General features: G+C 67.2%; 21 protein-coding genes. 7 read left to right on the top strand and 14 right to left on the bottom strand.

Going from position 1 to position 23,348, the window contains the following annotated elements; all coding sequences use genetic code 11:
* Positions 1 to 154: 154 nt before the first annotated feature.
* From ACQ4LY_RS13325 to hrcA, 9 genes are all read right to left on the bottom strand, one after another.
* Positions 155 to 1,099, bottom strand: a complete 945-nt coding sequence (locus tag ACQ4LY_RS13325; RefSeq protein WP_431072204.1) for an NADP-dependent oxidoreductase — start codon at positions 1,097 to 1,099, stop codon at positions 155 to 157.
* Complete coding sequence (gene era / locus ACQ4LY_RS13320) at positions 1,099 to 1,995, bottom strand: GTPase Era (RefSeq protein WP_431072202.1); 897 nt, start codon at positions 1,993 to 1,995, stop codon at positions 1,099 to 1,101. Before era ends, ACQ4LY_RS13325 begins: the two co-directional genes overlap by 1 nt.
* Entirely contained in the window at positions 1,988 to 3,283 is a 1,296-nt protein-coding gene (locus ACQ4LY_RS13315; protein WP_431072200.1) for a hemolysin family protein, read from the bottom strand. Before ACQ4LY_RS13315 ends, era begins: the two co-directional genes overlap by 8 nt.
* The gene (gene ybeY, locus ACQ4LY_RS13310; RefSeq protein ID WP_056307252.1) at positions 3,280 to 3,738 is read right to left on the bottom strand and encodes an rRNA maturation RNase YbeY; all 459 of its coding nucleotides are present in this window, start codon (positions 3,736 to 3,738) and stop codon (positions 3,280 to 3,282) included. Before ybeY ends, ACQ4LY_RS13315 begins: the two co-directional genes overlap by 4 nt.
* A 16-nt stretch (positions 3,739 to 3,754) precedes the next feature.
* Positions 3,755 to 4,780, bottom strand: coding sequence for a PhoH family protein (locus ACQ4LY_RS13305; protein ID WP_235559979.1), 1,026 nt, complete (start codon positions 4,778 to 4,780; stop codon positions 3,755 to 3,757).
* Between the two features lie 64 nt (positions 4,781 to 4,844).
* Positions 4,845 to 5,192 (bottom strand): HIT domain-containing protein, encoded by a 348-nt coding sequence (locus ACQ4LY_RS13300; RefSeq protein WP_056307247.1) that lies wholly within the window; start codon positions 5,190 to 5,192, stop codon positions 4,845 to 4,847.
* Positions 5,193 to 5,231: 39 nt separating this feature from the next.
* Positions 5,232 to 5,960 (bottom strand): 16S rRNA (uracil(1498)-N(3))-methyltransferase, encoded by a 729-nt coding sequence (locus ACQ4LY_RS13295; protein ID WP_431072197.1) that lies wholly within the window; start codon positions 5,958 to 5,960, stop codon positions 5,232 to 5,234.
* Between the two features lie 14 nt (positions 5,961 to 5,974).
* On the bottom strand, positions 5,975 to 7,090 hold the full coding sequence (gene dnaJ, locus ACQ4LY_RS13290; RefSeq protein ID WP_431072195.1) for a molecular chaperone DnaJ: 1,116 nt from the start codon (positions 7,088 to 7,090) through the stop codon (positions 5,975 to 5,977).
* 39 nt (positions 7,091 to 7,129) lie between these two features.
* Positions 7,130 to 8,161 carry a heat-inducible transcriptional repressor HrcA gene (gene hrcA / locus ACQ4LY_RS13285; RefSeq protein WP_431072193.1) on the bottom strand — a complete coding sequence of 344 codons (1,032 nt, stop codon included), beginning with the start codon at positions 8,159 to 8,161 and terminating at the stop codon, positions 7,130 to 7,132.
* Between the two features lie 91 nt (positions 8,162 to 8,252).
* On the opposite strand from hrcA, the gene ACQ4LY_RS13280 reads away from it, so the two are divergent.
* The gene (locus ACQ4LY_RS13280; protein WP_431072191.1) at positions 8,253 to 9,668 is read left to right on the top strand and encodes a carboxylesterase/lipase family protein; all 1,416 of its coding nucleotides are present in this window, start codon (positions 8,253 to 8,255) and stop codon (positions 9,666 to 9,668) included.
* Positions 9,669 to 9,683: 15 nt separating this feature from the next.
* Here ACQ4LY_RS13280 and hemW read toward each other — a convergent pair whose 3' ends face one another.
* The 3 genes from hemW to lepA all read right to left on the bottom strand — a co-directional run bounded on the left by hemW (position 9,684) and on the right by lepA (position 13,531).
* Positions 9,684 to 10,901: a radical SAM family heme chaperone HemW gene (gene hemW / locus ACQ4LY_RS13275; protein ID WP_431072189.1), complete on the bottom strand. Its 1,218-nt coding sequence runs from the start codon at positions 10,899 to 10,901 to the stop codon at positions 9,684 to 9,686.
* 50 nt (positions 10,902 to 10,951) lie between these two features.
* The gene (locus tag ACQ4LY_RS13270) at positions 10,952 to 11,605 is read right to left on the bottom strand and encodes a DUF1990 family protein (RefSeq protein WP_431072187.1); all 654 of its coding nucleotides are present in this window, start codon (positions 11,603 to 11,605) and stop codon (positions 10,952 to 10,954) included.
* Positions 11,606 to 11,677: 72 nt separating this feature from the next.
* Positions 11,678 to 13,531: a translation elongation factor 4 gene (gene lepA / locus ACQ4LY_RS13265; protein WP_431072185.1), complete on the bottom strand. Its 1,854-nt coding sequence runs from the start codon at positions 13,529 to 13,531 to the stop codon at positions 11,678 to 11,680.
* Positions 13,532 to 13,771: 240 nt separating this feature from the next.
* Between lepA and ACQ4LY_RS13260 the strand changes: the two genes are divergently transcribed.
* From ACQ4LY_RS13260 to ACQ4LY_RS13240, 5 genes are all read left to right on the top strand, one after another.
* Positions 13,772 to 14,755 (top strand): ABC transporter permease, encoded by a 984-nt coding sequence (locus ACQ4LY_RS13260; RefSeq protein ID WP_056307232.1) that lies wholly within the window; start codon positions 13,772 to 13,774, stop codon positions 14,753 to 14,755.
* Positions 14,755 to 15,681 carry an ABC transporter permease gene (locus tag ACQ4LY_RS13255; protein ID WP_431072183.1) on the top strand — a complete coding sequence of 309 codons (927 nt, stop codon included), beginning with the start codon at positions 14,755 to 14,757 and terminating at the stop codon, positions 15,679 to 15,681. Before ACQ4LY_RS13260 ends, ACQ4LY_RS13255 begins: the two co-directional genes overlap by 1 nt.
* Positions 15,678 to 17,609: an ABC transporter ATP-binding protein gene (locus ACQ4LY_RS13250; RefSeq protein WP_431072181.1), complete on the top strand. Its 1,932-nt coding sequence runs from the start codon at positions 15,678 to 15,680 to the stop codon at positions 17,607 to 17,609. Before ACQ4LY_RS13255 ends, ACQ4LY_RS13250 begins: the two co-directional genes overlap by 4 nt.
* 117 nt (positions 17,610 to 17,726) lie before the next feature.
* Positions 17,727 to 19,439, top strand: a complete 1,713-nt coding sequence (locus ACQ4LY_RS13245; RefSeq protein ID WP_056307228.1) for an ABC transporter family substrate-binding protein — start codon at positions 17,727 to 17,729, stop codon at positions 19,437 to 19,439.
* 85 nt (positions 19,440 to 19,524) lie between these two features.
* Positions 19,525 to 20,343 (top strand): alpha/beta fold hydrolase, encoded by an 819-nt coding sequence (locus ACQ4LY_RS13240; protein WP_431072178.1) that lies wholly within the window; start codon positions 19,525 to 19,527, stop codon positions 20,341 to 20,343.
* On the opposite strand, the gene ACQ4LY_RS13235 is transcribed toward ACQ4LY_RS13240, so the two are convergent.
* Positions 20,243 to 21,544 carry an MFS transporter gene (locus ACQ4LY_RS13235; RefSeq protein ID WP_431072176.1) on the bottom strand — a complete coding sequence of 434 codons (1,302 nt, stop codon included), beginning with the start codon at positions 21,542 to 21,544 and terminating at the stop codon, positions 20,243 to 20,245. The two genes, ACQ4LY_RS13240 and ACQ4LY_RS13235, sit on opposite strands and share 101 nt — an antisense overlap.
* A 334-nt stretch (positions 21,545 to 21,878) precedes the next feature.
* Between ACQ4LY_RS13235 and rpsT the strand changes: the two genes are divergently transcribed.
* A complete protein-coding gene (rpsT, locus tag ACQ4LY_RS13230) occupies positions 21,879 to 22,139 on the top strand; it encodes a 30S ribosomal protein S20 (RefSeq protein ID WP_053096545.1) in 261 nt (86 codons plus the stop codon).
* A gap of 136 nt (positions 22,140 to 22,275) precedes the next feature.
* Here the strand turns inward: rpsT and holA are convergent, their stop codons facing one another.
* The gene (gene holA / locus ACQ4LY_RS13225; RefSeq protein WP_431072174.1) at positions 22,276 to 23,313 is read right to left on the bottom strand and encodes a DNA polymerase III subunit delta; all 1,038 of its coding nucleotides are present in this window, start codon (positions 23,311 to 23,313) and stop codon (positions 22,276 to 22,278) included.
* Positions 23,314 to 23,348 lie beyond the last annotated feature (35 nt).

Here is a 23,348-nt window from a genome sequence, read left to right as displayed (position 1 = left end):
ATGGGGCTTCTTCTCTTCGTCAGAAATGTGAACGGGCCAACACAAGCGCCGCGACGAGGAAGGCCCTAGCTTTAGGACTCGTCGCGGCAGCTAAGAAGAAGCAGACCGCCGAAAGGCATGCGGCCATCGTAGCAGGATTGCTGCACGTGTCCGTCTATCCCGGCGGGATCAGCGCGAGCTTGCCGCCGGGATGCTCGTCGGCGAGGAGCGCGAGCGCCGCCGGTGCATCCTCGAGCGGGAAGGTCCTCGCCAGCGGGACGACCAGTTCTCCCGCCTGCGCGAGCGCCACCAGCTCTCCTCGCACGGCATCCCGGAACCGCGCGCTGTCGGGCATCGAGCCGGCGATCGCCAGGATGCCGTCGGCCTGCGCACGCGCGAATGCGGCGATCGTCACGATGCGGCGCGGGTCGGCGACGAGTTCGAGCGACACGTCGACCGCTTCGTCAGTACCTACGGCATCGAGACCCGCAGAGATGGGGGCGCCGGCAGCGGCATCCCTGACCCGGTTTGCGAGGCCGGATCCGTAGCTCACGGGAATGCCGCCGAATCGTTCGACGACGTCGAATCTGCCGGCGCTGGCGGTGCCGATCACGCGGATGCCACCACGCGCCGACTGCTGCAGGACGCTCACTCCGACGGCGCCGGATGCGCCGTGCAAGAGGATCGTCTCGCCAGGAACGACATCCGTCACGGCCAGCATCTCTGCCGCCGTGGTGCCGGCGAGCAGCAGGTTGGCCGCCTCGGGATGCGTCAGAGTGGTCGGCTTCGCGAACGCCTTCCCTGCCGGGATCGTCAGTTCGGTGGCGTACCCGCCCGTCACGCGGAACGCGATGACCTCGTCGCCGACCGCGGCGTCACCCGACCCGATCCTCGTGTCCGGTCCGAGCGCCGTGATCTCACCCGAGATCTCGTAGCCGATCGGCACGGGCAGTTCGGCGCCTGGCCTGGCCGCGGCGACGTGCTTCGCGTCCGCCGGGTTCACTCCGGCAGCGTGCACCCGGATGGAGACCTCGCCGCGGCCCGGACGCGGCACCTCATATTCGACGAACTGCCAGGTGTCCGGCGAGCCCCACGAGGTGGCGATCCAGTGGCGCGCCATCAGAAGCCGAGACGACCCAGCTGCTTCGGGTCGCGCTGCCATTCCTTCGCGACCTTCACGTGCAGTCCCAGGAAGACCCGAGTACCGAGAAGCTCCTCGATGCCGACGCGTGCGCGACGCCCCACGTCGGCGAGGCGCTTGCCCTTGTGGCCGATGATGATCGCCTTCTGGCTGTCGCGCTCGACGACGATCGATGCGTGCACGTCCGTCAGGTCGGTGCCCTCGCGCGCCGCGATGTCGTCGATCACGACAGCGATCGAGTGCGGAAGCTCGTCACGGACGCCGTCGAGCGCCGCCTCGCGGATCATCTCCGCGATCCGGTCCTCCTCCGACTCGTCGGTGGTGACGCCCTCGCCATAGAGCGCCGGGCCCTCGGGCATGAGTGAGAGCACCTCGTCGGCGAGCACCTCGAGCTGGTCGTTCGTGAGCGCGGAGATCGGGATCACGGCGTCCCAGTCCTCGCGAAGCGCATCGACCTCCATGAGCCGTTCGGTGATGTCATCGCGGCTGGCCGCATCGGTCTTCGTGACGATCGCGATCTTCTTGGCACGGCGATATCCGTCGAGCGACGCGGCGATGCGACGATCGCCAGGGCCGACCTTCTCGGTCGCGGGCACACAGAATCCGATCACGTCGACGTCGCCGAGAACCTGCTCGACGAGATCGTTGAGCCGCTCGCCCAGCAGGGTGCGGGGCTTGTGGATGCCGGGGGTGTCCACGATGACGAGCTGCCCCTCCGGGCGGTTCACGATCCCGCGGATCGCCCGTCGTGTGGTCTGGGGCTTCTCGCTCGTGATCGCGATCTTCTCGCCGACCAGCGCGTTCGTGAGAGTCGACTTCCCGACGTTCGGCCGCCCCACGAAGGTCACGAATCCGCTTCGCGTCTGCTCAGTCATCGTCGTCATCTCTCTCATCTGCGGTCGATTCCGCATCGTGCTCTGCTCGTTCGACGAAGACCGTCGCGATTCCACGGCCTCGCCCTCTGGAGGCTCCGCCGGTGAGCGTCAGTCCGTCGACCGTCGCCGTGGCTCCCGGCTGCGGAACCTGTCCGAGCGCCTTGCCGAGCAGACCGCCGATGGAGTCGACGTCCTCGTCCTCGAGCTCGAGGCCGAAGAGATCGCCGACGTCCTCCAGCGAGAGTCTCGCGCTCACGCGGTAGCGTCCGTCGCCGAGTTCGACGACTTCCGCCGACACCTGATCGTACTCGTCGGAGATCTCGCCCACGAGTTCCTCGATGAGGTCCTCGAGCGTCACGAGTCCCGAGATTCCGCCATGTTCGTCGATCACCAGGCACACGTGCACGGCATCCCGCTTCATCTGCTGCAGGAGCGTCTCCGCGCGCATGGACTCGGGGACGAAGGTCGCCGGCCGCGAGATCGGACGGATCGATGCCGCTCGCCAGGCGTTCTCGTCGCGGAAGGCGAACAGCACGAGGTCCTTGAGATAGAGCACTCCGACGACGTCATCGGCGTCATCGTCGACCACGGGCATGCGCGAGACGCCGCGCTGCAGGAACAGCGCCATGGCCTCACTCGTCGTCGCGGTCGCGTCGACTGTCACCATCTCGGTTCGGGGCACCATCACCGCACGCACGAACTGGTCGGTGAAGTCGAAGACGGAGTGGATGAGATCGCGGTCGTCCGCCTCGATCAGGTCGTTCGAGGCAGCCTCGTCGACCATGCTCAGCAACTGCTCCTCCGACGTGAACGAGCTGCGCCCGCGCCCTGGGGTCACCCGGTTGCCGAGCACGACGAGCCCCTGGGCGAGCGGCCCGAGGATGACGCGCAGCCCGCGGACCACCGGCGCATTCGCGCGCAGCATCCCCTCGGCATGGTGACGGCCGAAGGATCGGGGACTCGCCCCGACCAGCACGAAGCTGATGCCCGTCATCAGCAGCGCCGCGGCGAGCATCGCCCACCAGATGTTGTCGAACAGGATGCTGAAGGCGACCGTGACGAGCACCGCTGCCGCCGTCTCGGCGAGAACGCGGATGAACGCGACGGCATTGACGTGAGCATCAGGGTCGGCAGCGATACGGGCGAGCTGCCGGGAGTTGCGCCCTTCTGTGCCCATCTCGGCGATGTCGGAGCGCGATGTGACGCCGAAGGCCGCATCGATCGCTGCCATGAGGCCGCCGAACGCGACCAGCAGAACAGCGCCGGCGAGAAGGAGGGCCGCGGTCATCGTCGACGTTCAGCCGCGGCGAAGCCCTGGATGAGCTCCTTCTGCAGTCCGAACATCTCGCGCTCCTCGTCGGGCTCCGCGTGGTCGAAGCCGAGCAGGTGGAGCAGCCCATGAGTGGTGAGCAGGATCAGCTCGTCCATCAGCGTGTGGCCGGCAGCCTGGGCCTGTGCCTCGGCGACCTGAGGGCACAGCACGATGTCTCCGAGCAGTCCGGGCGCCGTCGGGCGATCCTCGGTGCCGGGGCGCAGCTCGTCCATGGGGAAGCTGAGCACGTCCGTGGGGCCGGGCTCGTCCATCCACTGCACGTGGAGGGCTTCCATGGCACCCTCGTCGACGAGTACGATCGCGACCTCGGCGTCAGGGCTGACATGCATCTGCGCGAGGTTGAAGTCGGTCAGTCGCTGCAGCACCGTCTCGTCGACGTCGATGGCCGACTCGTTGTTGATCTCGATCATGGCTGTGCTCGTTTCATCAGGAGAGGCCGCGTTTCGGCATCCGGTCCCGGGGTCCTGGTCGTTGTGCGCCTCGGCGGTCGGCGCGATTGGCGAACTCGGCAGCCTGCTCGCGCTCGAAGCGCTGAGCGGTGCGGCGTTCGTCGTACTCGCTGTACGCGTCGACGATGCGGCCGACGAGAGAGTGACGCACCACGTCCTCACTCGTGAGGCGGGCGAAGTGGATGTCGTCGATGCCGTCGAGCACACGCGTCACGAGACGCAGTCCCGACGAGCCCTGGGGAAGATCCACCTGGGTGATGTCACCCGTGACGACCATCTTCGAGCCGAAGCCGAGACGCGTCAGGAACATCTTCATCTGCTCGGGCGTCGTGTTCTGCGCCTCGTCGAGCACGACGAACGAGTCGTTGAGCGTGCGACCGCGCATGTACGCGAGCGGTGCCACCTCGATCGTCCCCGTCGCCATCAGGCGAGGGACGATCTCGGGGTCCATCATCTCGTTCAGCGCATCGTAGAGCGGGCGCAGGTACGGGTCGATCTTGTCGGTGAGAGTGCCGGGCAGGAATCCCAGACGCTCGCCGGCCTCGACGGCAGGACGCGTGAGGATGATCCTGGTGACCTCCTTGCGCTGCAGCGCCTGGACGGCCTTCGCCATAGCGAGATAGGTCTTTCCGGTACCGGCCGGGCCGATGCCGAAGACGATCGTGTTCTCCTCGATCGCGTCGACGTACTCCTTCTGGCCGAGGGTCTTGGGGCGGATGACCTTGCCCCTGGTCGACAGGATGGCCTCGCCGAGCACCTCGCTCGGGCGGGGACCGCCGTCGTTGCGCAGGAGGCGCGCCGAGCTGGTCACATCGCTCGGAGCGAGGTCGTGGCCGGCCTTCGTCATGGTCATCAGCTCGTCGACGAGTGTCTTCGCCTTCGCGACGGCGTCAGCCGCGCCCGTGAGCGTGATCTCGTTGCCGCGTACGAGCACCTGGACGTCTCGGTGCTCCTTCTCGAGCATCCGCAGCAGTCGGTCCTGGGGGCCGAGGAGCTGCACCATGGCGACACCGTCGGCGTAGATCTTCTCGACGGCGGTGTCGGATGCGGTCACGGAATCGTTTTCGTCAGAAGCCAACGAGCTTGTTCTCCTCGATGTTGCCGAGCACATGGGCGTGCACGTGGAAGACGGACTGGGCGGCGCTCGCGCCGTTGTTGAAGATGAGGCGGTACTCGCCGTTCGCGTGCTCGGACGCGAGCTGCGCGGCCGCTGCGACGATCTCCGCAAGCAGACCGGGGTCGCCCGCCGCGAGCTCGGTGACGTCGCGATAGTCCTCGGTCTTGGGGATCACGAGCGCATGCAGCGGCGCCTGCGGGTTGATGTCACGGATCGCGAACACCCGACCGGTGTCGAGCAGGATCTCGCCGGGGATGTCACCGTTCAGGATGCGCGTGAAGATCGAGGGCTCGGACATGCTCCCAGTCTACTGATCGCAACGCGGACGGGCCCGTCTTCACCAGCGACCGAGTGCCACGGACAGGACCGCGATGGCCGCCGGGCCCGCTGTCGAGGTGCGCAGCACCGTGTCCCCGAGCAGCACGCGCTCGGCACCGGCGTCGGACAGCTTCGTCAGCTCGTCGTCCGAGATGCCGCCTTCCGGTCCGACCACGAGCACGAGGTCGCGGCCGTCGGGCGCGAGCTCCGACAACCGCCTGGTCGCCCCCGGGTCGAGCAGCAGCACGCGCTCGGACGACGCACGCTTCACGAGATCTGCGGTCGATGCCGGAGCCGACACCTCAGGAACCCATGCACGATGCGCCTGCTTGGCTGCCTCGCGGACGATGGTCGCCCAGCGCTCTCGGCCTTTGACCGCCTTGGCGCCCTCCCACCGCGAAATGCTGCGGCCCGCCTGCCACGGCACGATCTCGTCGACGCCGAGCTCGCAGGCGGCCTGCACCGCGAGCTCGTCGCGGTCGCCCTTGGCCAGCGCCTGCACGAGCACGAGGCGAGGCGTCGGCGCAGGGTCTGCCGATCGCTCGGACACACGCACGTCGACACGGGAGGGCGAGACCTCCTCGGCGACACCGGTGAGCCACACCCCCGCGCCGTCGCCGACGGTCACCGCCTCACCGACGCGGAGACGGCGGACCACCGCGGCATGCTTGGCTTCGGCTCCGGTGAGCGACACGAGGTCGCCGACCGCCGCATCCGATGACGATTCGACGAGGAAGTGCAGAGCCATGAGCGCCGTCCGGGTCAGTGCGAACGGAAGCGGTCGCGGAGCTTCGAGAAGAGTCCCTGCTGGAACTGCGCCAGCTGGGGGCCTGGCGCCTTCGTCTTCTTCGCGAAGTCCTCGATGAGCGCCCGCTGCGCGGAATCGAGCTTGGTCGGGGTGACCACCTGGACGCCGACCCGCAGATCGCCGCGCTGGCTGCCTCGCAGCGGAGTGATGCCGCGGCCCTTGATCGTCAGGACGTCGCCCGACTGCACGCCCGAGCGGACTTCGAGGTCGACCTCGCCGTCGAGTCCCTGGATCGTGGTCTCGGTGCCGAGGATCGCGTCGGGCATCGAGACCTCGAGCGTCGCCAGCAGGTCGTCGCCGTCACGGCTGAAGGACGGATGCGGATTGACGGTGACCTCGACGTACAGGTCGCCGTTGGGGCCGCCGGCCTTGCCCACCTCGCCGGAGCCGGGAAGCTGCAGACGCAGCCCCGTCTCGACACCGGCAGGGATGTCGAGCGAGACCGTGCGACGCGAGCGCACCCGCCCCTGCCCACCACAGGTGCCGCAGGGGTAGGGAATGGTCGTCCCGTAGCCCTCGCAGGTGCCGCACGGCTGGGACGTCACGACGTTGCCGAGCAGGCTGCGCACCTGGCGCTGCACGTGACCGGACCCTCCGCAGATGTCGCAGGTCACGGGAGAGGTTGCCTCTTGGCAGCACGATCCGTTGCATGTCTCACACAGGACCGCAGTGTCGACCTCGATGTCGCGATGCGCACCGAACACGACGTCGCCCAGTTCGAGCGACACCCGAACGAGGGCGTCCTGCCCGCGCTCACGGCGGGAACGCGGTCGCGCTCCCCTGCCGCCGCCCTGACCCGCGCCGAAGAAGGTCTCGAAGATGTCGCCGAAGCCGCCGAACCCGCCGAAGTTCCCGGCCGCGCCGTCTCCGCCGCCCATGTCGTAGCGACGACGCGAATCGTCGTCGCTGAGCACGTCGTACGCGTGCGTCACGAGTTTGAACTTCTCCGCTGCGTCTTCACCCGGGTTCACGTCCGGGTGGAGCTGGCGAGCGAGGCGTCGGTACGCCTTCTTGATCTCGTCGGTGGAGGCGTCACGGGAGACGCCGAGTACCTCGTAGTGGTCTGCCACAATGGCCCTTCTGCGTGTGCTGTTCTCTGGGCGTCCGCGTCAGCGGGACGCCTCGTCTTCATCGAGCATTCGCGAGAGATAGCGGGCCACAGCCCGCGCAGCCGCGAGATTGCTCGGATAGTCCATGCGCGTCGGCCCCATCACGCCGACACGCGCCATGCCGCTGGGCGCGGCGTAGTCACTGGCCACGATCGATGCCTCACCGAGGCCGAACGAGGCGTTCTCCGTTCCGATGCTGGCCGCGAGGCCGTGAGAGTCCGCCTCCATCTCGCTCATCAGGCGCAGCAGGGTGACCTGCTCTTCGATCGCCTCGAGCAGAGGGTGGATGCTGCCGCGGAAGTCCTGCTCGCGGCGGGCGAGGGTCGCAGCTCCCGCCATCACCAGGCGCTCCTGGCGGAACGCACCCAGCTCATCGATGATGATGCTCGCGAGCGTACGGAGTGCCACATCGTTCGGGTGCTCGTCCGCGGCGAGCAGATTCTGCAGCCGCTCGGCCGCATCGCTCACCGCCTGCCCGGTGATGAGCGCCGACAGTCGCGCACGGAGGATCGCCATGTCGGCTTCGTCGACGTCGACCGGCAGCGGCGCCATGCGCTGAGAGACCCCACCCGCATCGGTGACGAGGACGATCAGCAGCCGGTTGGGCGACAACGCGACGAGCTCGAGGTGCGTGAGGTGCGCCCGCGCGAACGACGGGTACTGAGCGAGTGCGACCTGGCCCGTGAGCTGAGTGAGCACACGGACGGTGCGCACCATCAGGTCGTCGAGGTCGGAGGGCGCAGTCAGGAACGACTCGATCGCCGTGCGCTGTGCGACCGTGAGCGGACGCAGCTGCGCGAGATGGTCGACGAAGACGCGGTAGCCCTTGTCGGTCGGCACTCGACCCGATGACGTGTGCGGTGCCGCGATGAGCTCTTCGTCTTCGAGCAGTGCCATGTCGTTGCGGATCGTCGCCGCGGACACACCGAACGAGTAGCGGTCGACGATCGATCGACTGCCGACGGGCTCATGCGTCTCGACGTAGTCCTGCACGATCGCGCGGAGAACCTGGAGGCCTCTTTCACTGACCATCGCAACTCCCTCCCTCTGGCACTCACTGGGTACGAGTGCCAATTCTACCCGCCGAGGCGGGCGCCGCGCTGATCCCCCTACGATGACGGGTATGAGTGTCGCGCCGCAGGCCACCGTCTCCGCCGGAATCGTGCGGGGCGAAGCGCTCGACGGAGTGCATCGCTATCTGGGCATTCCGTACGCGTCTGCCCCGTTCGGGCCGAACCGCTTCCGCGCACCGCAGCCCGCTCCCGCGTGGGAGGGCGTGCGCGACGCCACTGCATTTGGCCCCACGGCCCCTCAGCATCCGTACCCCGGGGCGATCGGCGAGCTCCTGGGTTCGGTCGAGATCCCGGGAGACGAGATCCTCTCGGTCAACATCTGGGCACCGGAGGACGCCGCGGGCGCACCGGTCGTCCTCTGGATCCACGGCGGCGCGCTCGAACGGGGAGCCGCCGCACTCCCCCTCTATGACGGGGCAGCATTCGCCCGGGCCGGGATCGTCTTCGCGTCCATCAACTACCGTCTGGGCTCCGAGGGCTTCTCGGTGCTCGACGGCGCTCCGCGGAATCTCGGACTGCAGGACGCCGCGGCGGCGCTCGCCTGGGTGCACGGCGAGATAGCCTCGTTCGGCGGCGATCCGTCGCAGATCACGGCCATGGGCGAGTCCGCCGGGGGCGCGATCGTCGCCGGTCTCCTCGCGAACCCCTCGTCGCGCTCGCTGATCGCGCGGGCGATCATCGAATCCGGACCGCTCGAGGCCCAGACCGCGAAGAAGGCGGGCCGCGTCACGGCGCAGCTGGCGAAGCGGCTCGGCATCAGAGCCGACCGCGCTGGCTTCCTCGGAGCATCTCCCGCGAAGCTGCTCCATGCGCGCAGGCGACAGGCCGCCGGCTCGTCGCCGCTGGGCGGGGCCCCGGGATTCCAGTTCGCAGTGGATGCCGAGTCCCTTCCCCACTCGCCGCACGAGGGCCTCGCCGACGCCGACGTCCCGCTGCTCATCGGGAGCAACACAGACGAATATCGCCTCTGGTTCCCTCCGGCGGCTCTCGCCGGAGTCAGTCCGGCGAAGCTGCTGCTCGCGCGACTCGCCTTGCGGATCCCGAGGGCGGCCGTCGCGGCCTACCGTGCGGCCTTCCCCGGAGCCTCCACGGGCGAGATCTTCGGCCAGCTCGCCACGGACATCATGCTGCGCGCGCCGCTGACCCGACTGGCCCACGCGCGGACGGCGCCGACCTATGTCTACGAATTCGCCTGGCAGAGCGCCGTCCGCGACCTGCGTGCAGCCCACGCTCTCGAGCTGGGCTTCGTGTTCGACCGCCTCGGCGACCCAGAAGCACAACGGCTCGCCGGTGCCGATGCGCCGCAGGACCTCGCAGACGAGATGCACTCGGCGTGGATCGCCTTCATCAAGACCGGTGACCCGGGGTGGCCGCGGTTCGACTCCGAACGGATGACGCGACTGTTCGACACCCAGACCTCCACCGTCGCACAGCGACGCACAGCGGCACTCGACCTGCTGCCGTAGCGACCCGACCCGCGGTCAGTCCGTGAGCTCTCGCACCACGGCGTCAGCGAGCAGACGCCCACGAATTGTGAGCTGCACGCGCCCGCGCACCGCGGCGGCGGGGTCGACGAGGCCGTCCGCGATCAGGCCGGCGACACGCGCGCGCTTGTCCGGCTGCAGGTCGATGACCGCGATCCCCTCGCGGATGCGGCTCAGCAGCAGAACTCGCTCGAGGGTCCTCGATTCCGCATCAGGACGCTCGGTTCCGGCGGCCGGCGACTCCTCGGCGGCGAGACGCTGCGCATAGGCGGCCGGGTGCTTCACGTTCCACCACCGGAGCCCTGCGACGTGGCTGTGCGCGCCGGGGCCGAAGCCCCACCAGTCGCTCCCCCGCCAGTACGCGAGGTTGTGTCGCGAGCGCTGTTCGACGGTGCGCGACCAGTTGCTGATCTCGTACCAGTCGAAGCCCGCCGCTGCGAGACGCGCATCGGCGAGCTCATACATGTCGGCCTGCAGGTCGTCGTCCGGCGTCGGCACCTCGCCTCGGCGGATCTGTCGCGCGAGCTTCGTGCCGTCCTCGATGATCAGCGCGTAGGCCGAGATGTGGTCCGACTCGAGTGCGAGCGCCGCATCGAGCGACGCCTCCCAATCACCGAGCGACTCACCGGGGGCGCCGTAGATGAGGTCCACGCTCACGGCGAGGCCTGCATCCTTCGCCGCGGCGACCGCCGTCGTCACATTCTCGGGGCGATGGGTGCGGTCGAGAGCGGCGAGCACATGCGGCACTGCCGACTGCATGCCGATCGAAAGCCTCGTCACACCGGCATCCGCGAGTGTGCGGGCGACCTCGGGCGTCACCGTGTCGGGGTTCGCCTCGACCGTGACCTCGGCGCCGTCCGTCAGACCGAATGCGTCGGTCGCCGCACCGAGCATCCGGGCGAGATCTCCCGCTGGCAGGAGAGTCGGCGTGCCTCCGCCGAAGAACACGGTGTCCATGGGGCGCAGCGCGCCCGCATTCGCGAGAACGCGCTTCGCCAGGTCGATCTCGGTGATCAGCGTCGAGGCGTAGTCCTCCTGCTTCGCACCGCGAAGCTCGCCGGACGTATAGGTGTTGAAGTCGCAGTAGCCGCAGCGCACCCGGCAGAAGGGGACGTGCAGATAGGCCGAGAACGGCGCAGCCGGGTCGATCGCGAGATCGGACGGAAGGCGCCCGTCTGCCGGTGCCGGATCGCCCAGCGGAAGGGGACCGGCCATCAGAGAACCGTGACCATCAGAGAATCGTGGCCATCAGAGAACCGTGGCCATCAGACCGGAGTCGCGTAGAGCGGCGAGATCGCCCGCAGATAGCGTGCGAACAGCTCGCGGCGACGGCGCTTCACGAGCGCGGGGACGACGCGGTACAGCAGGGAGTTCGGCGCATCGAATGCGCGCACCGAGAACCACACCTCGTCGTTGTCCTCGCGCCAGTCGATGTCGAAGGATTCCTCACCGCGCACCACGGAGCCGCCGACCGTGCCCAGCACGAATCCGATGCGGCGCTTCTCTTCGGTGACCGAGATCACACGGAGTTCGGCATCCGCGCGCATCCCGCTCACGCGTCCGTGCAGACGAAGGGTCATCCCCGGCCCTGCGAACGGAGTGCCCTCGGCATCGAAGCGCTGCTCGACGTCGGTCTTGCTCGGGGCGATCGGATTGCCCTCCGCATCGAAGCTCACCCCGGCGTACGCGGGGCCCGGAGCCGGACGGACATCCTCGATGCTCAAGCCCGAGGCGCGCTGCGCCGTCCAGGTCAGGAGCGATTCGCCGGCGGACTGGAAGCGTTCGATGCCGCTGCCGATCCGCCAGGAGTTCTCCGCCGGGAGGCTGCGCTCCGGCGGGTACTGCATCAGATCGGGCGCGTGGGTCGCACCCACGGCCGCATAGTCCACCGTGTCGTCTCGGAAAGTCCCGCGCCGCATGATTTCCAGCCTACTTCCCGTTTCCTGGACGATCACCGTCCACGCGCCGGGAACACCCCGACCCGCAGGGTCCTACTTCTTGTCCTTGCCCTCGACGTCGCCGGAGAGCGCGGCGATGAACGCCTCCTGCGGCACCTCGACACGGCCCACCATCTTCATGCGCTTCTTGCCCTCTTTCTGCTTCTCGAGGAGCTTGCGCTTGCGGCTGATGTCACCGCCGTAGCACTTCGCGAGCACGTCCTTGCGCAGCGCCCTGATCGTCTCGCGGGCGATGATCCTGGCGCCGATGGCGGCCTGGATCGGCACCTCGAAGTTCTGGCGAGGGATCAGCTTGCGCAGTCGCTCCGTCATCAGCGTGCCGTAGGCGTAGGCCTTGTCGCGGTGCACGATCGAGCTGAACGCGTCGACCTTGTCACCCTGCAGGAGGATGTCGACCTTGACGAGGTCGGCCTCCTGCTGTCCGGCGGGCTCGTAGTCGAGCGAGGCGTAGCCCTGGGTCTTGGACTTGAGCTGGTCGAAGAAGTCGAAGACGATCTCACCGAGCGGCATCATGTAGCGGAGCTCGACGCGCTCCTCGGAGAAGTACTCCATGCCCAGCAGCGCTCCGCGACGCGACTGGCACAGCTCCATCACAGTGCCGACGTAGTCCTTGGGCAGCAGGATGGCCGTCTTGACCATGGGCTCCGACACCGAGCCGATGCGCCCGTCGGGGTACTCGCTCGGGTTCGTGACCGTCACGGTCTCGCCCGTGTCGCTCGTGAGCACCTCGTAGATCACGCTGGGTGCAGTGGTGATGAGGTCGAGGCCGAACTCGCGCTCGAGCCGCTCGGTGATGATCTCGAGGTGCAGGAGTCCCAGGAAACCGCAGCGGAAGCCGAACCCGAGGGCGACCGACGTCTCAGGCTCGTACTGCAGCGAGGCGTCGGAGAGCTTGAGTTTGTCGAGCGCCTCGCGGAGCTCCGCGTAGTCGCTGCCGTCGATCGGGTAGACCCCCGAGAACACCATCGGCTTCGGATCGGTGTAGCCGTCGAGGGCCTCGGTCGCGGGCTTGCGTGCCGTCGTGACGGTGTCGCCGACTTTGGAGAGCCGCACGTCCTTCACGCCGGTGATGAGGTAGCCGACCTCGCCGACGCCCAGCCCTTTGGTGGGCACCGGCTCGGGACTCGACACGCCGACCTCGAGCGCCTCGTGGGTGGCGCCCGTGGACATCATCTGGATGCGCTCGCGGGGCGACAGGCTGCCGTCGATCATGCGGACGTAGGTGACGACACCGCGGTAGGCGTCGTAGACGGAGTCGAAGATCATGGCTCTGGCAGGCGCCTCGGCGTCGCCGACGGGCGCGGGGATCTCCTTGACCAGGCGGTCGAGCAGCTCCTCGACCCCTACACCGGTCTTGCCCGAGACGCGCAGCACGTCTTCGGGCTTGCCACCGATGAGGGATGCCAGTTCCTTGGCGTACTTGTCGGGGTCAGCGGCCGGCAGATCGATCTTGTTGAGCACCGGGATGATGTGCAGATCGTTCTCGAGCGCCAGATAGAGATTCGCAAGGGTCTGCGCCTCGATGCCCTGTGCGGCGTCGACGAGCAGGATGGCTCCCTCGCATGCGGCGAGAGAGCGTGACACCTCATAGGTGAAGTCGACGTGGCCGGGGGTGTCGATCATGTTGAGCGCGAAGGTCTGCCCATCGATCTCCCACGGCATCCGCACGGCCTGGCTCTTGATGGTGATGCCGCGCTCGCGCTCGATGTCCATGCGGTCGAGGTACTGGGCGCGCATGTCACGGTCCGAGACCACGCCGGTGATCTGGAGCATGCGGTCGGCGAGGGTCGACTTGCCGTGATCGATGTGCGCGATGATGCAGAAATTGCGGATCTGCTTCGCAGGCGTCGCGGCAGGCTGAAGAGGAGTGAGGGCGCGTGGTGACATGTCCCGTCGATTCTACGGTGAGGCGAGGCTTATGCTCGCTTCGCCCGATCCGGTGATATTCTGCCGAGGTTGCCCGGGAGCCATCCGTGACACCGGATCCCGTGAGCGATAAGACTCCGTCACAGACCAAGTGCAGGCGTCGTGTCGCGCAGATCGGCAGATGGTGATTGACTGTCTTCCCGGCTCAGCGTTGCGTCGGCGGATCCCGCGCGCGTCTGTAGAAGAGAAAGAATCATCACCTTGATCAAGTATCTGTTGCGCCGCCTGTTCGGTTGGGTGCTGATGATCGTCATCGCGACGAACATCACCTACTTCCTCGCGTGGCTCTATCTCGACCCGGAGAACAACTACGTCGGGCGGCGTCCTCCCCTGTCGGCCGACCAGATCGACAGCCTGCTGCGTCCTCGCAACCTGAGCGAGTCGGTACCTCTCATCGAGCGGTGGTGGACCTGGTTCTCCAACATCCTCTTCCACTGGAACTGGGGCCTCAGCCCCACAGGTGAGTCGGTCAACGAGCAGGTCGCCTACCGCGTCTGGATCAGTGCCGAGCTCGTGCTCGGTGCGACGATCATCACGACGATCCTCGGCATCGCCCTCGGCGTGTACACCGCCTCGCGGCAGTACAAGCTCGCCGACCGGATCGGTCAGGGCACCAGCATCATCACGATGAACATCCCGACGGTGGTCGCCGGCTTCGCTCTGGTACTCCTGGCGATCAACTTCAACAACGCCGTCGGCACGACGGTCTTCTACGTGGTGGGTTCGTCCAGTCAGGGGGTGGAGGGCTTCTTCCCCGTCCTCATAGATGTGCTGCAGCATCTGACGCTCCCCACATTGGGCCTCGTGCTCACCGGGTATGCAGGCATCCACTTCCTGCAGCGCTCGCTGCTGCTCGACAACATCAAGGCCGACTACGTGCGCACCGCACGGGCGAAGGGCCTGACCAAGCAGCAGGCGATCCGCAAGCACGCGCTGCGGACATCGCTGATCCCGGTCACGACGCAGGTCGCGTTCACGATCCCCGCGGTCTTCACCGGCGCGGTGCTGACGGAGACGATCTTCAATTGGAACGGTATGGGTCGCTACTTCATCCAGACCCTCAACAACAACGACATCCACGGCGTGGTCGCGGTCGCGGCATTCGGCGCCCTGATGACGGCGATCGGCGCGATCCTCGCGGACATCGCCGTCGTCGTCCTCGATCCGAGAGTGCGGGTGAGCTGATGGCTCTGGAAAGCATCGGGGTCTCCCCCGACATCGCGGAGAAGCCCGAACGTCCGAAGAACCGCAAGCGGACCTCCATGATGACGCTGTACACGCGTCGGTTCATGCGTAACCGCGGCGCGCTGATCGGCGTCGTGATCCTGGCTCTGCTGGTGGTGTTCGCGATCGTCGGGCCTCTCATCGCTCCCTATTCGCACACCGACCTCGACTTCCTCGCACTGCGCCAGGCCCCCTCGTCCGAGCACTGGTTCGGAACGAACGGTTCGGGCAACGACAACTTCGCCCAGGTGGCCGTCGGCCTCCAGCGGTCCATGATGATCGCCGCGCTCGTCGCGATCGGCACCACCGTCGTCTCCGCGCTCATCGGCGCCACTGCCGCCTACTTCGGCGGCCGGTACGAGCGGATCATGCTCGCGATCATCCACTTCATGATGGTGGTACCCAACTTCCTGATCCTCGCGATGATCTCGAACGACGCCGGCGGAAACTGGCTCGTGATCTCGCTCGTGATGATCTTCGTCGTCGGCTGGTTCTTCCCCGCGCGCATCATCTGGACGCTCTCGCTCTCGATCCGCGAGCGCGAGTACGTGCACGCCGCTCGGTACGCCGGGCTCTCGGGCATGCGCATCGTCGTCCGTCACATGCTGCCGAACATCGGCTCGCTGCTCGTGATCAACTTCACGCTCGGCGTCGTCTCGGCCGTGCTCACCGAGACCGCGCTCTCGTTCCTCGGCTTCGGCGTGAAGCTGCCGGATGTCTCGCTCGGTGCCCTCATCGGCTACGGCTCGAGCACGCTCGTGAGCGCGCCGTGGCTGTTCTACTTCCCCGCGGCGGCGCTGACGCTGCTCACCGTCTCGATGGCTCTCATCGCCGACGGTCTGCGCGACGCCCTCGATCCGACCTCGGCGGCTGGAGGTCGCGCATGAGTACTGTCCTGTCTGTCCGCGACCTCAAGGTCAGCTTCCCGTCCGAGGCGGGCCGTGTCGACGCCGTGCGCGGGGTCTCGTTCGACCTCGAAGCGGGAAAGACGCTCGGCATCGTCGGCGAATCCGGCTCGGGCAAGTCCGTCACGTCACTCGCGATCATGGGCCTGCTCGACGATAACGCCAAGGTCACCGGCTCCATCGTCTACGACGGCCAGGAGCTGCTCGGCAAGACCGACAAGCAGCTCTCGGTGATCCGCGGCAACGGCATGGCGATGGTCTTCCAGGATCCGCTCACCTCGCTCACCCCGGTGTTCACGATCGGCGACCAGCTGATCGAGGCGCTCACCGTGCACCGCCGACTGTCGAAGAAGGAGGCCTGGGACCGCTCAGTCGAGCTGCTGAAGCTCGTCGGTATCCCCGAGGCCGAGCGCCGCATGAAGGCGTTCCCGCACGAGTTCTCCGGCGGAATGCGCCAGCGCGTCGTGATTGCGATCGCGATGGCCAACGACCCGAAGCTGATCATCGCCGACGAGCCGACCACCGCGCTCGATGTCACCATCCAGGCGCAGATCCTCGAGCTCATGGAGAAGGCGCAGGCCGAAACGGGCGCCGCGATGATGATCATCACCCACGATATGGGCGTGGTCGCGAAGACCGCCGACGACGTGCTCGTGATGTACGCGGGCAAGCCCGTCGAGCAGGCCCCGGTGCGCGAGCTGTTCTACCGCACCCGGATGCCCTACTCGATCGGTCTTCTCGGAGCGATCCCTCGCGTCGACAAGACCGAGAAGGTGCCGCTGATCCCGATCAAGGGCAACCCGCCTCTGCTGATCAACCTGCCGGATGCGTGCCCGTTCGCTGCGCGCTGCCCGATCGCCATCGACGCGTGCCGTGAGCGCGAGCCCGAACTGCTGCCCGTCACCACGAGTGGCCATGCGAATCACTCCGTCGCGTGCATCCGTGCGAACGACATCGATGACGACGGGAAGATCGGCGGACTGCCGGTGTTCCCCGTCCCGGAGATCCCCGAGAGCTCGCTCGCCAAGGTGCCGCGCGAGGAACGACCGATCACTCTCGAGGCCGTCAATCTGAACAAGACGTTCCCGTTGATGAAGGGCGCCTTCTTCAAGCGCAAGGTCGGCGAGGTGCGAGCGGTCAAGGGCATCAGCTTCGACATCCGTCAGGGAGAGACGCTCGCGATCGTCGGCGAGTCCGGCAGTGGCAAGACCACCACCCTGCTCCAGATCATGGATCTCGTCGCCCAGGAGGACGGCGACATCCGTATCGGCGGCACGAGCGTCGCAGACATCAAGAGCCGTTCGGAGGAGCGCAAGCTCCGCCGTGACCTGCAGATCGTGTTCCAGGACCCGATGGGCGCGCTCGACCCCCGCATGACGGTCTGGGACATCATCGCCGAGCCGATGTTCGCGATCGGCATGAGCAAGGATGACGTGTTCGACCGCGTCGAGGAGCTCATGGGACTCGTCGGTCTCGACCCGGCACACAGCGACCGCTTCCCGCAGGCTTTCTCAGGTGGACAGCGGCAGCGCATCGGCATCGCCCGCGCACTGTCGACGAACCCCAAGATCGTCGTGCTCGACGAGCCGGTGTCGGCTCTGGACGTCTCGATCCAGGCCGGTGTCATCAACCTGCTCGACGAGCTCAAGGCCAAGCTCGGCCTGTCGTACCTCTTCGTCGCCCACGATCTGGCCGTGGTCCGCCACATCGCCGATCGCGTCGCGGTCATGTACAAGGGATCGTTCGTCGAGCACGGCGATGTCGATCAGGTGTTCGACGATCCGCAGCATCCGTACACGAAGGCGCTGCTGTCGGCGATCCCGATTCCGGATCCCGACATCGAGCGCACGCGTGAGCGGATCATCCTCCCCGTCGAGGGTTTCGACGCCGAGGCCGTCGCCGTCAGCTGACCTGCGCACAATTGTGCACAGTCCGATAACGGTTCCGTGTCCCTGGGGTTTCGCCCGCGACATGCGGGGTTAGTCTGCCCCTATCCCAAGTAAGGCCGACAGGCACTAAGGAGTACCATGAAACGGCATCAGAAGCTGATGGGCATCGCTGCTCTCGGCGCCGCCTTCGCACTCGTCATGAGCGGGTGTGCACCGGCAGGTAACGGCGGCGGCAACGGCGAGGGCGACACCCCTCAGACGGTCGAGGGCGCGGACTACAACCCGCAGCCCCGCGAGAACCTCGCAGAGGGTGGCGAACTCCGCATCCCGATCTCGAACATCGCCGAGCAGCTGAACTACTTCCACAGCGACGGCGACGCTCGCGTCACCCAGGTCGGCACGTGGTTCCGCCCGCAGATCCTGCTGATGGATCCTGACGGCACGGTCAAGAAGAACGACGCGTACCTCGACGACTACTCCTTCGGTGTCGAAGACGGCAAGACCGTCCTGCACTTCAAGGTCAACGAGAAGGCTGTCTGGAACGACGGCACGCCGATCGACGTCACCGCGTTCAAGGCCACCTGGGAAGCCCAGAACGGCGAGAACGAGGAGTACCAGCCGAACGCGACCGACGGCTGGAAGGAGATCGAGTCCGTCGAGGCCGGCGAGAACGACCGCGACGTCATCGTCACCTTCAAGGGCGAGTTCGCCTGGCCCGAGATGGTCTACTCGCAGCTCCTGCACCCCGCCGTCAACACGCCTGAGCTCTTCAACACGGCGTTCCTCGGCGACTGGCACCCGGAGTGGGGCGCTGGCCCCTACACGGTCGACAACTTCGACAAGACCGGTGGCGTCGTCACTCTCGTCCCGAACGAGAAGTGGTGGGGCAACGCTCCGCTGCTCGACAAGGTCTCCTTCATCCAGATGGAGCCGACCGCTGCGGTCAACGCTCTGCGCAACGGCGAGGTCGACATGGCCGAGACCGGCAGCGCCGAGCTGCTCGCTCAGGTCGAGGGCCTCGAGGGCGTCAAGACCTACAAGGGTCAGGCGACCGCGAACGCGATCTTCACGCTCAACTCCTCGAACCCCGCACTCGCGGATCTCGACGTGCGCAAGGCCGTCTTTGAGGCGATCAACATCGAGCAGGTCAAGGACATCGTCTTCAACGGTCTGAACTACACCGAGGAGCCCGCCGGGTCCCTCACGCTGTTCTCGTTCCAGCCGAACTACGTCAACGCGCTGGAAGAGGCGGGCCGCAAGGACGGCGACACCGAGGGTGCCAACAAGCTCCTCGATGACGCCGGCTGGGTCGCAGGTTCCGACGGCGTCCGCGAGAAGGACGGCGTGCGCCTGTCGCTCGTCTTCCCGGTTCACTCCGACACGGAGACCGCCCGGGCCCGTTCACTCGCCGTGCAGCAGCAGCTGAAGGAGGTCGGCGTCGAGGTGACGATCGACACCCGTCCGTCCGCTGACTTCGCCGAGGACTACACCACGCAGAACGGTGACATCTTCTTCCTCAACTTCACGTCGTCCGACCCGTTCGGTGCCGCCTGGTTCTGCCAGCTGTACTGCTCGGACAGCGGCCTGAACCTGTCGGGAACCGGCACCGAGGAGATCGACACGATGATCCACGAGGAGCTCGAGACGATCTCCGACCCGGTCGAGCAGACCAAGAAGGCCATGGAGATGGAGTCCGAGATCTTTGCGAAGACCTGGGGCATCATCCCGGTCCTCAACGGTCCGGAGATCTGGACCGTCAAGGAAGGCCTCGCCAACCTCACGCCCGAGCCCTACGTGGGTCTCGACCTCTTCGGCATCACGCCGGTGGAGAACGTGGGATACGAGAAGTAATTCCTGCGAAGACTGACTCGATCAGTTCTTCGGGATGCGGGGTCGGTGGTTCATCCACCGGCCCCGCTTTCTCTATGCTGAACGCGTGAGCGTCCAGATCGTCTTCGTGCACGGCATCCGCACGTCTGCGACCATGTGGCGATCGCAGCTCGCGTTCCTCGAGGAGCAGGGCATTGCGGCGGTCGCCGTCGATCTGCCAGGGCACGGCACCCGGATGGCGGAGGACTTCACTTTGCACGAGGCGCTGCACACGATCGACGCCGCCGTGCGCGATGCCGCGACGCGCGGCCCCGTGCTGCTCGTGGGGCACTCGATGGGTGGTCTGCTGTCGCTCGCCTATGTCGGCGGCGCGCAGACACCACAGGTGGCGGGGCTCATCGCGGCGTCATGCACCTCGCTCCCCCGTGGCGCCGGTCTCGCCGCCTACCGCGTCATCGCCAGAGCAGTCGATCGCCTGCCCGACCGGGGGATGTGGCTCACCGAGCGGATCCTCGAGGCGACGATCCCCGAAGCGACGCGCTCCGACTTCGCGGCCGGCGGCTATGCGCTCGACACGCAGGACACCGCGCTGCGCAACCTCTCGGCACTGGACCTCGCGACAGCGGTCGGCCGCATCAGGGTGCCGCTGTGGTTCGTCAACGGCCAGTGGGACCAGCTGCGGGTCAACGAGGCGCTGTTCCAGCGGCTCGCGCCCCACGCCGAGCTCATCATCGTTCCTCGCACGACGCATCTCGTGACGGCGATGCGGCCGGAGATCTTCAATGCCGTCGTGCGGCTGGCCGTCGCGACGATAGAAGCCCGACTCACGGCTCCCGAGACGGCGCCTGGTCCTGCGACGGAGTCTGGTCCTGAGGCAGACGGTGATCCTGGTTCTGACGAGCAGGCTGTCGCGCCAGAGCGGTGAGTGCGCCGCCGACGAGCGACAGCACTGCGGCTGCGACGAAGACGAGCCAGAAGCCGCCGACGAGCGCCACGAGACCCGCACCGAGGACAGGGCCGATCAGCTGGCCGAGCGCGGCCGTCACGTTGACGATCCCGAGGTCTCGGGCGTGGTCCTTCTCGTCCGGCAGCAGGTCGGCGGCGAAGGCCAGGCCGACGGTCGAGAACGCCCCGTAGCCGAGTCCCATGAGCGCGGCGGCGATCATGGTCGCCTCGAAGGTCGGCACGACGGCGATCACGACTCCAGACGCCGCCTGCACGAGCGTGGCCAGGACCGTGAGGGTGCGTCGGTTGCCGGTGCGGTCGGACACGATGCCGGTGAGCACCGACGCGAGGACGACGAACAGCGTGTACACGACGATCAGCAGCAGCAGGTTGTCCTGCGCGACGACCGTCTCCTGGTGCAGGCCGTGGAGCAGGAAGAAGAGGAACAGAGCGGTGCCGAGCGCGTTGCCGATGTTGGTGACCAGGCGCCCCCACAGCATCCACGAGAAATCCCGATCGCGAAGGGATGCCAGCAATCGACGGTCCTTCTCGATCACTGCAGGGCTGATCGCCGTTGCCCCGACAGGAGCGGGCGGATCCGGCAGGATCAGGGCGGCACCTGTGCCGATCACCGCGATCACCGCGGCGAGCAGCAGATAGCCGTCGCGGATCCCGAGGCCGAGGAGCACGACGAGTCCGACGCCGAGCACGATTCCCACCGCCTGGCTCGAGCCCACGGCTGCGGATGCCGCGCCGCGCTGCGTCGCGGGAAGCTGGTCGGCGATCAAGGCGGTGAACGCGGCCGATGACACGGCCACGCCGATCGTCACCCCGACCCAGGCTCCTCCGACGGCCCAGGCGCCCTCACTGAATCCGGTGACGACGAGGAACACGGCCGTGAGGAGTACTCCGCCGATCGCCCACGGACGCCGACGACGCCTGCCGACGCCTGCACGGTCGGACAGCGCACCCGCGACGGGCCCGGCGATGATGCCCGCGAGTCCCCCGATACCGAGCACGAAACCGGACGAGACGACTCCGCTGATCCAGTCGTCATCCGAGGTGTTGAGCTGCAGCGGAAGGAGCAGCTGCACGGGAGTCAGCTGCACCGTCCAGATCGCCAGCCACGCGAGGGTGAACACCGTCATCCATCGCGCGCCGACCTTCTTCAGGGCGCTCACCCCTGCGCTGCCTGCGGGGTCGTCGCTATCGCGCGGGAACAGGGCGGGAGGGCAGAACTCATGGCGCTCCTTGACGTCGATGTCACGACGAGAATGTCGGGATATTGATGATTGTGCACCCGGTGCCGTGCTGTGCGCGACCGAGTCTCGATATCTCCGCCGCATGTCGTTTCCGTCGTCACGCATGGACCGAGCACCGTTTAGGGCGAATCGGCCAGTTGCTGGTAGAGTTGGTTCTTGGCTTGCGTGTGGGTTCTTCCCTCACGACCGCCGCGTGGAAGCCCTCTTCTTCTGCCGGCATTTCCTAACAACTCCGTACAGAAAGCGTCCACACGTGGCAAACATCAAGTCGCAGATCAAGCGCAACAAGACCAACGACAAGGCTCACGAGCGCAACAAGGCCGTGAAGAGCGAGCTGAAGACGCACATCCGCGCGACGCGCGCCGCTGTCGTCTCCGGCGACAAGGCCGCAGCCGAGGCTGCTCTGAAGGCTGCTTCCCGCAAGCTCGACAAGGCCGTCAGCAAGGGTGTCATCCACCAGAACCAGGCTGCGAACCGCAAGTCCTCCATCGCCAAGCAGGTTTCCGCTCTCTGAGCCGATCCCCGTTTGAGGGTGTGACAAGAGCCCGTCCCGTTCGCGGGGCGGGCTCTTTCGCGCACCCAGGGCATGCGGCGAGCTTTTGGCCGAGCTGTGTCGGTCGCGACCCTGTCGCCCCGGAGGGCGAGGACGTTCACTCTCCGAACGGCTGCCGAGTGGCGATGACCGTGAGCATGCGCTCGAGGGCGAAGATGGGGTCGCGCGATGCGCCCTTGACCTCGGCGTCTGCGCGGGCCGTCGCCTGGATGGCCATTCCGAGGGAGCGTTCGTTCCATCCGGCGAGGTCGCGCTTCGCGCGATCGACCTGCCAGTCCTTCATGCCGAGACGCTGCGCGAGCTGTCTGCTCGGCTCGCGATTGCCGGCCACGCGAGCCATGGTGCGCAGCTTCATCGCGAAGGCCGCCACCATCGGCACGGGATCGGCTCCTGAGGCGAGTGCATGCCGCAGCGCGACGAGGGCCTCGCCGTAGCGCCCCGCGATCGCCGTGTCGGCGACGACGAACGCCGACACCTCGACACGCCCGCCATAGTACTTGGTGACGACGTCTTCGGTGATGTCACCCTCGACGTCGTTGATCAGCTGCTGACACGCGGCCGCGAGTTCGGTGAGGTCGTCGGCGAAAGCTGAGACCAGGGCGCGCAGCGCAGGGGGCGCGATGCGCTTCTTGGCCGCTGAGAACTCCCCCGCCGCGAAGTCGACACGATCGCCGTCGCGTTTGATCGCGGGGCACGGGATCTCGATCCCGTCGCCCGTGCCGGCGCGCAGCGCGTCGAGCAGCTTCTTGCCGCGGACGCTCGCACCGGTGTGCCGCAGGATGACGGTGGCGCCCTCCTGCGGGTGATCGAGGTACGACACGGCCTCCTGGAGGAAGGCGTCCGAGCACTTCTCGACTCCCGACACACGCACGAGACGTGGCTCGCCGAAGAGTGACGGCGAGGTGAGCGAGAGAAGCGTGCCCGGCGCGTAATCGTCAGCGCGGACGTCGGTGATCTCGAGCGCCGGATCTTCGGTGCGCAGGTAGTCGCGGATCCCGGCGATCGCGCGCTCCGCACAGACCTCTTCGGGCCCGAAGACCAGGACGACGGGTGCGGGGCGCGGATCTCGCCACGAGACCTGAGCGACCTTGGCCGACTTCGCACCGCCGCGGGAGGGGGTACGAGAAGCAGCCATGTTCTCAGCCTACCGGGGGCCGCCGACGTCGATCT

The organism is Microbacterium phyllosphaerae, assembly GCF_050628115.1.
Lineage (GTDB): Bacteria > Actinomycetota > Actinomycetes > Actinomycetales > Microbacteriaceae > Microbacterium > Microbacterium phyllosphaerae_A.
Note: the sequence above shows the minus strand (reverse complement) of the source record. Positions and strands in the feature narration are given on the sequence as shown.

Excerpts from the sequence above, each read along its gene's own strand:
- ACQ4LY_RS13325 (WP_431072204.1), bottom strand. The coding sequence starts at position 1,099 with ATGGCGCGCCACTGGATCGCCACCTCGTGGGGCTCGCCGGACACCTGG.
- era (WP_431072202.1), bottom strand. The coding sequence starts at position 1,995 with ATGACTGAGCAGACGCGAAGCGGATTCGTGACCTTCGTGGGGCGGCCG.
- ACQ4LY_RS13315 (WP_431072200.1), bottom strand. The coding sequence starts at position 3,283 with ATGACCGCGGCCCTCCTTCTCGCCGGCGCTGTTCTGCTGGTCGCGTTC.
- ybeY (WP_056307252.1), bottom strand. The coding sequence starts at position 3,738 with ATGATCGAGATCAACAACGAGTCGGCCATCGACGTCGACGAGACGGTG.
- ACQ4LY_RS13305 (WP_235559979.1), bottom strand. The coding sequence starts at position 4,780 with ATGGTGCAGCTCCTCGGCCCCCAGGACCGACTGCTGCGGATGCTCGAG.
- ACQ4LY_RS13300 (WP_056307247.1), bottom strand. The coding sequence starts at position 5,192 with ATGTCCGAGCCCTCGATCTTCACGCGCATCCTGAACGGTGACATCCCC.
- ACQ4LY_RS13295 (WP_431072197.1), bottom strand. The coding sequence starts at position 5,960 with ATGGCTCTGCACTTCCTCGTCGAATCGTCATCGGATGCGGCGGTCGGC.
- hrcA (WP_431072193.1), bottom strand. The coding sequence starts at position 8,161 with ATGGTCAGTGAAAGAGGCCTCCAGGTTCTCCGCGCGATCGTGCAGGAC.
- ACQ4LY_RS13280 (WP_431072191.1), top strand. The coding sequence starts at position 8,253 with ATGAGTGTCGCGCCGCAGGCCACCGTCTCCGCCGGAATCGTGCGGGGC.
- hemW (WP_431072189.1), bottom strand. The coding sequence starts at position 10,901 with ATGGCCGGTCCCCTTCCGCTGGGCGATCCGGCACCGGCAGACGGGCGC.
- ACQ4LY_RS13270 (WP_431072187.1), bottom strand. The coding sequence starts at position 11,605 with ATGCGGCGCGGGACTTTCCGAGACGACACGGTGGACTATGCGGCCGTG.
- lepA (WP_431072185.1), bottom strand. The coding sequence starts at position 13,531 with ATGTCACCACGCGCCCTCACTCCTCTTCAGCCTGCCGCGACGCCTGCG.
- ACQ4LY_RS13255 (WP_431072183.1), top strand. The coding sequence starts at position 14,755 with ATGGCTCTGGAAAGCATCGGGGTCTCCCCCGACATCGCGGAGAAGCCC.
- ACQ4LY_RS13250 (WP_431072181.1), top strand. The coding sequence starts at position 15,678 with ATGAGTACTGTCCTGTCTGTCCGCGACCTCAAGGTCAGCTTCCCGTCC.
- ACQ4LY_RS13245 (WP_056307228.1), top strand. The coding sequence starts at position 17,727 with ATGAAACGGCATCAGAAGCTGATGGGCATCGCTGCTCTCGGCGCCGCC.
- holA (WP_431072174.1), bottom strand. The coding sequence starts at position 23,313 with ATGGCTGCTTCTCGTACCCCCTCCCGCGGCGGTGCGAAGTCGGCCAAG.